Here is a 12985-nt window from a genome sequence, read left to right as displayed (position 1 = left end):
TCGGTGCGGGGAGCCGCGGTGCTCAGGCGTGGGCGGGGGCCGGGCGGTCTGCGCGGTCGGTGAGCCCGTCGGGGTCCACCACCGGCTCCGGGGGCAGGTCGCCGGGGACGGTCAGCCGGACGAGCACCACCACCACGGCGGTGAGGGCCAGGCCGAGCAGCGTCACCCACATCTGCGGCAGGAACATCATGAAGCCGCCGACGACGAGCGCCGCCCGGGCCCACAGGGGCACCCGGCGCTCCACGAAGGCCAGGTGGCCGCCCAAGGCGCCGGCGATGGCGTAGACCGCCACCAGGCTGAAGACGAACGCCACGGCGACCCGCCCGGGGTCGTCCTGGGCCACCAGGGCCGGATTCAGGGCGAAGCCGAACGGCACGATGTACTTCACCGCGCCCAGGCGCATGGCCTCGACGCAGGTCGCCATGGGGGACGCCTTGGAGATGCCGGCCGCCGCGAAGGCGGCCAGGCCCACGGGCGGGGTGATGTAGGAGACCGAGGCCCAGTAGATCACGAACAGGTGCGCGGCGAGGGGGTTCACCCCGAGGGCCACGACGGCCGGGACCATCACGATGGCCAGGAACACGTAGGCCGCGGAGATGGTCAGGCCCATGCCGAGCACGAAGCAGACGGCGGCGCCGGCGATGAGCAGCAGCACCACGTTGTCCCCGACCAGTGCCAGCAGGTCTCGGGAGAGGGACAGGGCGACGCCCGTGGCGGAGAGTCCGCCGAGGATCAGACCGACGCCGGCGATGATGCCGATGATCTGCGCGAGGGTGCGGCCGCAGTCCACCGCCAGGTCCAACCACTGGCGCCTGCCCATGCGCACGCGGGGGCTGAGGACGGCGATCAGCAGCAGGACTCCGGTGATCCAGTAGGGGACCTGCGCCTCGGAGTCCAGGATGAAGAGCAGGACGGTCAGCAGGACCAGCGCGGTCAGGTAGGGCCATCCCTCGACGAGGGACCGGCCGAGGCGCGGAAGGCGGTCCCGGGGGACCCCCCGCAGGCCGTGGACGGCCGAGTAGGCGTCCACCTGCAGGAAGATGCCGAGGAAGTACAGGATCGCCGGGATCGTCGCGGCGACGAGGATGGTGGTGTACGGCACGCCCACGAACGACACCATGAGGAACGCCGCCGTGCCCATGATGGGGGGCGTGATGGAGCCACCCGACGAGGCGGTGGCCTCGACGGCTCCGGCGACGCGCGGGGTGAACCCGGAGCGCACCATCGCCGGGATGGTCATCGGGCCGGTGGTCAGCACGTTGGACACGGCGGATCCGGACATCATGCCCATGGTGGCGGAGGACGCCACGGCCACCTTGGCCGAGCCGCCGCGGTACCGCCCGAAGAGTGCCGTGGAGACGTTGTGGAAGAAGTCGGCTCCGCCGGTGTGCTGCAGGACCGTGCCGAAGAGGAGGAATCCGACGAGGATCGTCCCGGCGGTCTGCAGGGGGAGGCCCAGGATGGACTCGGTTCCCATGGCGTGGATCTGGGCCAGGGTGAGGGCGTCGTAGTCGATGCCCTGGAGGATCCCGATGGGGATCTGACCGGCGATCATGGGGTACAGGGAGAACACCAGGGCCAGCGCCGCGACGATCCACCCCGCCGACCGCCGCAGCACCTCCACGATCAGGAGCCAGAACACGACCGAGAGCACGGTGGCGGTGAGGGGGGCGTTCCACTCCCACCCGTATTCCTGGATGTCCAGGCCGTTCGCCGCGAAGTACAGACAGCAGACCTCCACGAGGAGGATGAGTGCGACGTCGTACCAGGGGACGCCGGTGCGCCGGTCGGTCATCTGATCGGTGGTCTGGTCCGCCTCGACGATCCGCATCGCCCCGGTGCCGGGCGGAGGAGCGGTGCGCCGCTCCTTTCGTCCTCCGCGGCGGTGTGTGGCAGGGGTGACGATGAAGATGATGGGGAGGAAGGTGGCGAGGAGGAGATACAGGAACGTGTTCTCCAGCCGGGTCACACCCCCCAGATTCCAGAAGAACACCTGGTTCATGGTCGCGAGGACGCCCAGTACGGTCAGGACGACCGTGACGACGCTCCAGAACGGCGTGAGCCGGGGGTTGCGGCGGGTGACCGCGATGGCGTCGGCGGGGGTGGTCGTGGTCATGCGTCGTCTCCCTGCGTGTCGGCGGCGGACGCGTCGTCCTCCGGGAGGTCCTCGATGGGGGGCAGGTCCGGAAGGTTCTCCTGCTTCCAGTCGAACCACTTCTGGGCGGCGGCATCGTCCTTGCGGTGCTGCTCGAGGAACGGCGGCCAGGCGTCGAGGAGGAGCCCCTCCCGGTCCAGCAGGGCCTCGTGCCGACGCTGCATGTGCGGCGTCCACACCCCCAGGTCCAGGAACACCGACCGCGCGCCGTCGTGGAACGGGACGACCATCGGGTCGAACATGATCTTGTCCAGGGCGAACATCTTGGCGTCCTGCGTGGCGTCCTTGTAGCGGTCGAAGTTCTCGTGGATCTGGGTGGCCAGCTGCGCGACCTCGTCCGCCGGCCGGGTGGACAGCGTCGTCAGGGGGATCGAGTACTGCATGTTCACCGCGGACTCGCCCTTCGCGAGACCGGCGCCGCCGGTGAACCTGCCCGGGCGGGCGATGGGGGCCAGGCGCTCCCAGGACTCGAAGCGGCTGGGGTCCTCACTGCTCAAGTCGAGCCAGCGGATGGGGTACTGGGAGGCGAGCTCCTCGACGTTGGAGCCCACGACGTTCTGGTAGAGCGCGTCGAGCTGCCCGGTCTTCAGCATCTCGATCTGGCCTGCGTAGGTGGTGTTGACGAGGTTCGTGTCCGCACGGGTGAGACCGCCGTAGTTGAGGAACGCCTCGAGCTTGCGGTTGATGGACGTGGCACCCACGAGGTTGGGGTAGTTGCGCCCCTCGAGATCCTCGACGGTCTCGATGCCGCTGTCCTTCCGGACGAGCACGCCGTAGTTGCCGCGCGGCGTCCACACCTGACGGATGGGCTGAGGGCCCCACGTCGGCGAACAGAACTCGTCGTCGCCCTCGAAGGCGTAGTAGTACTCGTCGCCGGAGCGGGCGAAGTCGGCGGTCCCGTTGATCAGCGGGGCCATGCGGCCCATGCCGGTGGAGGAGGTCATGAGGCGCACCTGGCGGCCGTTGACCTGCGTGAGGGTGTTCGCCACCGCCGCGAGGTCGTTGTACGTGCCGGTGCCCACGCCGTAGGTGGACCACACGCTCTGCTGGGAGCCGTCCGTGGGGGAACACGCCGTCAAGGCGCCGAGGCCCGCGAGCGCGCCGGCGCCGCCGAGGAAGCTGCGGCGAGACAGGGACATGGGGGTTCCAATCGCTGGGGGACGTCGACCGGAGTGGGTCGGGCGTGATGACCATTGATGCACGTCAAACGTGATCCGCGCCACAGAGAGAGGGCACTGATGCGCAAAGAGAATGACTGGACAGAGATGAGAGCAAAACACGGCGGTCGCCAGAAGCGCCGAGGGCGCCTGGAATGGCGACGCAGAGGTGGCGGGGCAGTGAACGCCCGGGCACGGGGGTGCGTCAACTCGGCCGTCCCCAAATGCGGGAGAGTTCTCCACAGAAGTTGTCCACACCTGTGGGGAATGTGGACAGCGGTGTGGACAGATCGGCTTGTTGGGGCCGATTCGAGGGGGAGTTCCATCGGCGTGTGGCCCGGAGTGCGGGCGGCGGCGAGGTGGAGAAGTTCTTCTCCACAGTTCTCCACACCATAAAACCCCAGGTCACAAGCGGATTCTGGAGGTCGGGCCCGCGTTCTCCCCAGCTCTGTCCCCAGAGTGTGCACGCGACACGCCGAGTACTCCACACGTTGTCCCCAAGAGCTGTGGGTAACGCGGTTGCCCGGGTTCCGGGCCGGGCGTAGTGTCCCGTGGTATTCCCAACGCGAGGGCGGGTATTGGCCGCAGGTGACCACTGTTCAGGCGCGCATCCGTCCAGACCGTCGCCCGGGGACCGCCACGCCCCCACCTGCATGGGGGCGGGCGGCCGGGCGGGGATCTTCTTTGTCGAGGTAGAGGCGAGCCGGCGGTGCCGGCCGAGGGCCGGCGTCGTGAGGGCGCGGCCGTGGAAGGGAGCCCCCGCAGTTGACTGAAGGCTACGGAGACTCGGACTCCTACGACTCCGGCCGCGGGGCGGAGCGGTTCCTGCCGCCCCAGGACCTGGAGGCGGAGCGCTCGGTGCTCGGCGGCATGATGCTCTCCAAGGACGCGATCGCGGACGTGGTGGAGCTGCTGCGCGGGCACGACTTCTACCGGCCCAGCCACGAGATGATCTACGAGGCGATCATCGACCTCTACGGCCGCGGCGAGCCCGCCGACGCCGTCACCGTGGCGGACCTGCTGAACAAGCGCCAGGAGCTGAGCCGCGTGGGCGGTCCGGCCGTGCTGCACGAGCTCATCCAGTCCGTGCCCACGGCTGCCAACGCCGGGTTCTACGCTGCGATCGTGGCGGAGAAGGCCGTGCTGCGGCGCCTGGTCACCGCCGGCACCAAGATTACCCAGCTCGGCTACCAGGGCGACGGCGAGGTCGAGGAGATCGTCAACGAGGCGCAGTCCGAGATCTACAAGGTGGCGGAGAACCGCCAGTCCGAGGACTACGTGCGCCTCGCGGAGATCATGGAGCACGCCGTCGACGAGATCGAGGCCGCGGGCAACCAGGGCGAGGGCATGACCGGCGTGCCCACGGACTTCTACGACTTCGACGAGCTGACGCAGGGCCTGCACGGCGGGCAGATGATCGTGATCGCGGCGCGCCCCGCCGTCGGCAAGTCCACGCTCGCGCTGGACTTCGCGCGGGCCGCGGCGATCCACCACAACATGGCCACCGTGTTCTTCAGCCTCGAGATGGGGAAGAACGAGATCGCGATGAGGCTCTTGAGCGCCGAGGCGACGATCGCGTTGCAGGACCTGCGCAAGGGCACCATCCGGGACGACCAGTGGTCCAAGATCGCCGCGACCGTGGGGCGGCTGAACGAGGCGCCGTTCTTCATCGACGACTCCCCGAACATGACCATGATGGAGATCCGCGCCAAGTGCCGGCGGCTCAAGCAGAAGAACAACCTCAAGATGGTGGTGCTGGACTACCTGCAGCTCATGAGCTCCGGCAAGAAGGTCGAGTCCCGCCAGCAGGAGGTCGCCGAGTTCTCTAGGGCGTTGAAGCTGCTGGCCAAGGAGCTCGACGTGCCGGTGATCGCGTTGAGCCAGTTGAACCGTGGGTCTGAGCAGAGGACGGACAAGCGGCCGCAGGTGTCCGACCTGCGCGAGTCGGGCTCGATCGAGCAGGACGCGGACATGGTGATCCTGCTGCACCGCGAGGACGTGTATGACAAGGAGTCCCCGCGCGCGGGCGAGGCCGACCTGATCGTGGCGAAGCACAGGAATGGCCCGACGAAGACCATTGTGGTGGGGTTCCAAGGACATTACAGTCGGTTCAGCAACCTCGCACAGGATGGCGGGGGGAGTGGTGGTTTTTAAGCGTCAAACCCCAGATCCTAGGAGAAGAGTGAAGCTCATAATTTTGGACACAAACATCCTGTTTGGGAACTGGGAAATGGAGGGGGAAGAATTTGCTCTCCTGATTGGGATGGTGTCTGCAGGGATTGCAGAAGTTGGCGTGCCTGAAGTTGTCGTCAAGGAACTTGCGGCGCAAGAGGTTGCGAGTATAAAAGATTCTGCTGATAGTTTGAAAAGCTGGCTGATTTCGGCACATCCGTTCTGGTTGGGGCGCCTTAGGTCTCTCGAAGATGACACAACCCCAGGGCTGGGTAAGTCAAGACGACGTAAGTGGGTTGCCGAGGAGTTACAAAAATCCCAGGACTTCTCAACTACTGCTGTGAAAATTCAGGACTTCTTGTCCTCTAAGGGATTCAAAATCCTATCACATCGGATCTTCGATCATGCAAGGTTAGCAGACGACTACTTTCTCAGGCGGAAGCCTTTGAAAATCGATGGGTCAGGTGTTGCTGATTGGATAATCTGGGATACGGTCGTTAACTCGACTCCTGAGGGGTCTGATGTTGTGTTTGTCTCTAAAAATACGAATGACTTTGCAGCACCATTGGATTCTTCTGCAGAAAAGTCCAGGAGAACCCTTCATTCTGATCTGCTCGACGATGTCGGCAATTTCAATAGCTTTTCGTACGCAACTTCGCTCGAGCAATTACTTGCGGATTATCTGTCTGATGAGGTAGATCGATATATCGCCATCAGTGAAGTTGAGATGAATCCCTTGTTGTCCGTTGATCAGGGGGATGAAGCAATCGCTGAGGTCGAACGCTACTTGATGGCGCTAGAGGGTAAAGAGTTAGATAGCGGGGGTCAGCTGGCTGACATTTTGGCGTCAAACTTTAAAGGTGGTTGGAAGGTTCGAGTGGATGCTGTGGAGGTTTACTCGGGTGATGCGACATGGGAACCGGTTGAATTAATTGAAGACACAGAGTGTGCAGCCGCTATTCGAGGGAAAGTGGAGGTTCCTGTGCAAGTGGAGGCACTACTTGAGGTAAATCCTGAGGATGTCTCCGATTTTATTCTTATCAATCCAAGTGTCATGTCTATGGACTGGAACAAGGGTAGGCCGGTTTTTCGGGTCGGCATTGATAGAAACTTTGAGTTCGAAATTGAGGGAGATTCTAGAAGGCTGTCTGTCTTGGATTACAGGATTGCATGATGGGAGAGCGCAGCCTCTGCTCTATTGTTTAATACCCCTGTGTCGAAAGTCAGTAATTCTTGTTGAAAACCTGAAGAGACTGTGACAAATTTGGTTAAAAATTATCGAGGTGCCGGTATTGGCAAGAATATTAATTCTCGCCACAGCCAGTGCCTGCGTGTACCATATGACCCATGATCACAGGAAATCTTAAGAAGCAGGTCGACCGTGTCTGGGACGCCTTCTGGACGGGTGGCATCAGCAATCCGCTGGAAGTGATCGAGCAGATCACCTACCTGCTCTTCCTCCGTCGCCTGGACGAGAGGCAGACGCAGGCCGAGGCCAAAGCGCGGCACACGAACCAGCCGGTGGAGAATCCCGTCTTCGGCCCTGATCAGCAGCATCTGCGGTGGCAGCAGCTGAAGAACGAGTCCGCGGAGACGATGTTCGCCCGCATGGACCGCGAGGTGTTCCCCTTCCTGCGGCAGCTGGGCCAGCAGGTGGGCGGTGAGGACTCCACGTACGCACATCACATGCGGGATGCCCGGTTCACCATCCCGAACGCACGCATGCTCTCCACCGCGGTGGACCTGATCGACCAGCTGCCGATGGGCAGCCGAGACACGACCGGTGACCTCTACGAGTACCTGCTCTCCAAGATCGCCTCGGCGGGGGTGAACGGCCAGTTCCGCACTCCGCGGCACATCATCGACCTCATGGTGCAGATGACGGCACCCACCCCGGAGGACGTCATCGTGGACCCGGCCTGCGGCACGGCGGGGTTCCTAGTCGGCGCGTCGGAGTATCTGCGGGAGACGCACCCGGACATGTTCTACAACGCCCATGCTCGCCTGCACTTCAACAGGCGGATGTTCCACGGGTACGACTTCGACAGCACCATGCTGCGCATCGCCAGCATGAATATGCTCATGCACGGGGTGGAGTCCCCGGACATCGCCTACCGGGACTCCCTGGCCCAGGGCGCCAGCGACGGCGACGCCGGAAAGCACAGCTTGATCCTCGCCAATCCGCCGTTCGCCGGGTCCCTCGACGCTGACGCCGTGAGTTCCGATCTGCAGCGCGTGGTGAAGACGAGGAAGACGGAACTGCTGTTTCTGGCTCTGTTCCTGCGGCTATTGCAGCCGGGCGGCCGCGCGGCGGTGATCGTGCCGGACGGCGTGTTGTTCGGCTCGTCGAAGGCGCACAAGGACCTGCGAAAGATGCTGGTGGAAGACCATCATCTGGAGGCGGTGGTGAAGCTCCCCTCGGGTGTGTTCAAGCCATATGCGGGGGTCTCGACGGCGATCCTCTTCTTCCGCAATGACGGTCCCGGCAGCACGGACGATGTCTGGTTCTACGACGTTCGTGCCGATGGGTTATCGCTGGATGACAAGCGCACCCCGGTGGAGGCCAACGACCTGCCGGACGTGCTGCGGCGTTGGCAGAACCTGGCGGGTGAGAAGGATCGTCCGCGCACCGCCCAGTCCTTCCTGGTGCCCAAGGCAGACATCGTGGAGCAGGGGTACGACCTCTCGATCAACCGGTACAAGGAGATCGAGGTCGAGGAGGTCGAGCACCGGGACCCGCTCGAGATCCTCGCGGACCTCGAGAAGCTCGACGCGGAGATCGCCGCGGGGACCGCCGAGCTGAAGGCGATGCTGCAGTGAAGACGGTGGGAGATCTGCTCTTTGAAATTTCGGAACGCCCCGGGGGTCATGAGGAAATTCCGGTTCTTACTCTGACGGAGAAGAGGGGGTTCGTTCTTCAGGGTGAGCGTTTCAGCAAAAGGCTTGCGACAGAGGACACCTCAAGATATAAGCTTATCCAGCCTGGGACTTTTGCATTTAATCCATACTTGCTGTGGGCTGGCGCTCTCGCAATGAATGACCTAGGTTTCAGTGGGGTGGCGAGCCCACTCTATCCGACATTTAGGGTGCGAGAGGGGCTGGATGAATCATATGTCTACAGGATTCTCTCTGATCCAGGGATGGTGGCGAGGTATGATTCAGTTGCATTTGGCAGTGTGCCGAGGAGGCGTCGCACATCGGTAAAAGATTTTCTGAGTCTCCACGTTCCCGAACTGCCGTCACTCGATGAGCAGCGGCGCATCGCGGCGATCCTGGACCGGGCCGATGCGCGGCGGTCGCGTCGTCGTGCTCAGGTGGATTACCTGGAAGTTCTCATCCGTTCCAGGCTTGCGGCAGTCGTCGCGCATGCTCCCACTGGACCGGCTCTTGGGGATGTTGCTGGCTTTGTTCGAGGGGTCACCTTCAAGCCGGCTGATGTGTCGAATGAGGGTGTTCCCGTCATGCGGACGAAGAATGTGCAGAAGCGCCTTGACCTGTCTGATGTCATTAGAATCCCTGCGGATCTCGTCAGGAATGAGGACAAATACCTTCGCCCCGGGGACACCTTGGTCTCGAGCGCCAACAGCTACAACCTGGTGGGCAAGTGCTGCTTTGTCGGAGAGCTTCCGGAGCGGTCTGCGATCGGTGGATTCGTTGCGGCGCTCCGTCCCGGCCCGGACGTGGACCCCATGTTCCTCTACCACTGGTTCAACAGTGACCGGATCCAGGAGACGGTGCGCAGTTTCGGCAACCAGACCACCAATATCAGCAACCTGAACATCAAACGAACACTTACCCTGCGTCTCCCCGATGTTCCTCTCTCCGTCCAGCGCGAGTTCGCGGCCGTCGTCGCGAAGGTCGACGCGCAACGGGAGCGGATCGAGCGGGCGCTGGCCCTCGAGGACGAGCTGTTCGCGTCTCTGCAGTACCGGGCGTTCCGCGGAGAGCTGTGAACCCGGCAGGATAGGGCGCAGCCGCAGCGCGGCGGTGCGCATCGAAGGAGGAGCCGATGGCAAGCAACATGGACTGGGTGGAGCGGGCCCTCCCCGCCGTCCATCGGGATGCTGCCCAGGCCGAGGCCTACCTCACCACGGACCCGCGCGCCGCCGCCTTCTACGCCCGACGCTCCGTGGAACGGATCGTCGAGTTCCTCTACGCCACCCGTGGCCTGGACGACCCCTACAGCACTGACCTCGCCGGCCGCATCAACGCCCCCGCCTTCACCACGCTCACCGGGCGGGAGATCGTGGACAAGCTGAACTTCCTCCGCAAGGCGGGGAACAACGCCGTCCACAAGGACCTCGCCCTGGACTCCCGGGCCGCCCTGACGATCCTCCGTGAGCTCTTCCATGTGCTCGTCTGGACGGCCTTCCACCACGGGCCCCACCCTGAGGCCGTCCCCACCAAGGCGCAGTTCGACCCCGCACGGGCCCCGCGCCAGGCAGCCATGCCCGTCGAACAGCTCGACGCGGTCATCGCCCGACTCAAGGCCCAGGACGAGGCCAACGCCCGCCTTCGCGAGGAGAGCGAGCAGCAGGCCGCTGCCTACGAATCGGAGATCGCCGCCCTGCGGGAGCAGATCGCCGCCGCCCAGGCAGCCGCGGCTGCCAGTGACCTCACCGACCTCCATGCCTATGACTACGCCGAGGCCGAGACCCGCACCCTCTACATCGACCTGCTCCTCCACGAGGCCGGGTGGCCCCTCGACCAGAACCGCGACCGCGAATACCCCGTCACCGGACTGCCCACCCCGGGCGGCACCGGCCGGGTGGACTACGTCCTCTGGGGTGCCGACGGCCTGCCCCTTGCCGTCCTCGAGGCCAAGCGCACCACCCGCAGCCCCCACGAAGGCCAGGAGCAGGCCCGCCGCTACGCGGACGCCCTCGAAGCGCAGTACAGCCGCCGTCCGCTGATCTTCTACAGCAACGGCTACGAGCATTGGCTCTGGGATGACGCCGCCTTCGGCCCCGCCGGGGGCTACCCACCCCGCGAGATCGAGGGGTTCCTCACGGCGGACGAACTCGAGCGGCTGATCCAGCGCCGCACCGCTCGCCAGGACCTCGCCACCGTGCTTCCCAAAACCGAGATCGCCGGGCGCCCCTACCAGCTCGAGGCGATCCGCGCCGTCGGCGAGGCCTTCACCGCCCGCCAACGCGACGCCCTGCTCGTTATGGCCACCGGAACCGGCAAGACCCGCACCGCCATCGCCCTCGTCGACCAGCTGCTGCGTGCCAAGTGGGTCAAGCGCGTCCTCGTCCTCGCCGACCGCACCGCCCTGGTGAAACAGGCCGCCAAGAACTTCACGAAGCACCTGCCGAACGAGACCGTCGTCAACCTGCTCAACGACAGGACCGCCGAAGGCCGTATCTACGCCGCCACGTACCCCACCATGCTCAACCTGCTCCAGCGCGACGGGCAGGACGGGCCCCGCCGCTTCGGCGCGGGGCACTTCGACCTCGTGATCATCGACGAGGCCCACCGCTCCATCTACCAGAAGTACGGGGCCATCTTCGACTGGTTCGACTCCCTCCTGATCGGCCTCACCGCCACCCCCAAGGACGAGGTGGACCGCAACACCTACCGCCTCTTCCACCTCGAAGACGGCGTCCCCACCTTCGCCTTCGACCTCGCTGAGGCCGTGGAGCAGGGTTACCTGGTGCCGCCGGAGGGGGTGTCTGCCGGGACCGAGTTCCTCCGCCGGGGCATCCGCTACGACGACCTCTCCGAGGAGGAGAAGGCCGAATGGGATGCCCTCGACTGGGGCGAGGACGGACCTCCGGAGAACGTGGACTCCCAGGAGATCAACCAGTTCCTCTTCAACGACGACACCGTGGACAAGGTGCTCGAGCTGCTCATGGAGCGCGGGCAGAAGGTGGCCGATGGAGACCGGTTGGGGAAGACGATCCTCTTCGCCAAGAACCAGCGGCACGCCGAGTTCATCGAGCGCCGATTCAACGAGCGCTTCCCCGAACTGGGCGGTGGCTTCGCCCGCGTGATCACCAGCAGGACCGCCTACAGCGGCGCCCTGTTGGACGACTTCTCCGACCCGCACAAGATGCCTCAGCTGGCCATCAGCGTGGACATGCTCGACACCGGCGTGGACATCCCCGACGTGGTCAACCTCGTGCTGTTCAAGGTGGTCCACTCCAAGACCAAGTTCTGGCAGATGCTCGGCCGCGGCACCCGCCTGCGCCCGGACCTCTACGGTCCTGGCCGGGACAAGACCTCCTTCACCGTCATCGACGTCGGCGGAAATCTCGAGTACTTCAACCAGGACCTTCCCGAACGGGCGCCATCCCAGCAGAAGCCCCTCACCCAGCAGATCTTCGAGACGCGGGCCGCCGTCGTCGCGGCCCTGGACGCTCAGGCTGAAGCGGGGAGCGAACGGGAGGACAGAGCCGGTGCTGTGCGCCGCAGTCACGCCGACTGGCTGCACTCCTACGTGGCGGCCATGCCCGGGCAGAACCTCCTGGTGCGCAAGCACCGGCGTCAGGTGGAGCGCTGGTCCGACGCCGCAGCCTGGGGGCGCGTGAGCGCCGAGGACGTCCAGGAACTCGCCGAGCACGTGGCAGGACTGCCCTCCGCGGTGCGCGACCCCGACGAGGCCGCCAAACGCTTCGACCTGCTCACCCTGCGCTGGCAGCTCGCCGACCTGGACCAGGACCTCACCACGGCCGAACGGTGCCGCACGGCGATCCAGGACATCGCCGGGGCTCTGTTGAGCCAGGTGCGCATCCCCGCTGTGAAGCAGAAGGAGGACCTGCTGTCCCGCGTGGCCGAAGACCTCTGGTGGGAGGACGCGGGGCTCGCGGACGTCGAGGCCCTGCGCGAGGGCCTGCGTGACCTCGTGGCATTCCTGCCCTGGCGAACCTCGTCCCCCGTCTACACCGACTTCGTGGACACCCTCCTGGACTCCAGTGAAGTGGTGATCGTGCCGTCCAGGCCCGGCATGGACTGGGAGCGCTACCGGCGGAAGGCGAGGGCCTTCCTCCAGGGCGAGCGGGACACCCTGGCTCTGCGGAAGCTCCGCGGCAATCAGCCCTTGACGGAGGCGGACCTGGACGAGCTCGGCCGCATGCTGGTGGAGGCAGGCGGGTCGGAGCGTCCCGAACTGGACTGGGTGCGCGACCAGGCCGGGGACGAACTCGGCGTGTTCGTGCGAAGCCTGGTCGGCCTGGACCGCAGTGCCGCCGAGGAGGCCTTGGCCGGGTTCCTGGATGAGGGGCGGTGGAACGCTGACCAGACCCACTTCACTCGCATGCTCGTGGACGACCTGGTCCGCAACGGTGTGGTGTCTCCTGGGCGCCTCTACGAGGACCCCTATCTGGCGATGGGTGGGGTGGACGCCGTGTATCCGGGGGAGGCGGCCGACGCCGTGGTGGCCGTGTTGGCCGACGTCCGGCGGCGGGCCGAGGTGAGAGCGGGGAGGGTGGCGTGACGAGAGCATGCCCCTACCGCCTTCTACGAGACTGCGGCCATGGTCATAATTTTCCTGGCTGGA

The 12985-nt window shown here is 65.1% G+C and carries 7 protein-coding genes; 5 read left to right on the top strand and 2 right to left on the bottom strand.

Translation table 11 applies throughout. The annotated features are described in order from the left end of the window. Window positions 1-22: 22 nt before the first annotated feature. Window positions 23-2116: a TRAP transporter permease gene (locus MA879_RS01090; RefSeq protein WP_248122545.1), complete on the bottom strand. Its 2094-nt coding sequence runs from the start codon at window positions 2114-2116 to the stop codon at window positions 23-25. Further along, window positions 2113-3294, bottom strand: coding sequence for a TAXI family TRAP transporter solute-binding subunit (locus MA879_RS01085; RefSeq protein ID WP_248122542.1), 1182 nt, complete (start codon window positions 3292-3294; stop codon window positions 2113-2115). Before MA879_RS01085 ends, MA879_RS01090 begins: the two co-directional genes overlap by 4 nt. 783 nt (window positions 3295-4077) lie before the next feature. Here MA879_RS01085 and dnaB point away from each other — a divergent pair. The 5 genes from dnaB to MA879_RS01060 all read left to right on the top strand — a co-directional run bounded on the left by dnaB (window position 4078) and on the right by MA879_RS01060 (window position 12922). Then, window positions 4078-5466, top strand: a complete 1389-nt coding sequence (gene dnaB / locus MA879_RS01080; protein WP_248122540.1) for a replicative DNA helicase — start codon at window positions 4078-4080, stop codon at window positions 5464-5466. Window positions 5467-5494: 28 nt separating this feature from the next. After that, on the top strand, window positions 5495-6658 hold the full coding sequence (locus MA879_RS01075; RefSeq protein ID WP_248122538.1) for a PIN domain-containing protein: 1164 nt from the start codon (window positions 5495-5497) through the stop codon (window positions 6656-6658). Window positions 6659-6831: 173 nt separating this feature from the next. Then, the gene (locus tag MA879_RS01070; protein ID WP_248122536.1) at window positions 6832-8304 is read left to right on the top strand and encodes a type I restriction-modification system subunit M; all 1473 of its coding nucleotides are present in this window, start codon (window positions 6832-6834) and stop codon (window positions 8302-8304) included. Between the two features lie 5 nt (window positions 8305-8309). Beyond that, window positions 8310-9437, top strand: a complete 1128-nt coding sequence (locus tag MA879_RS01065; RefSeq protein ID WP_248122535.1) for a restriction endonuclease subunit S — start codon at window positions 8310-8312, stop codon at window positions 9435-9437. A gap of 56 nt (window positions 9438-9493) precedes the next feature. Further along, complete coding sequence (locus MA879_RS01060) at window positions 9494-12922, top strand: DEAD/DEAH box helicase family protein (protein ID WP_248122533.1); 3429 nt, start codon at window positions 9494-9496, stop codon at window positions 12920-12922. Window positions 12923-12985: the final 63 nt, after the last annotated feature.

Origin of the sequence: Micrococcus lacusdianchii, from assembly GCF_023155805.1 — a bacterium.
GTDB lineage: Bacteria > Actinomycetota > Actinomycetes > Actinomycetales > Micrococcaceae > Micrococcus > Micrococcus lacusdianchii.
Note: the sequence above shows the minus strand (reverse complement) of the source record. Positions and strands in the feature narration are given on the sequence as shown.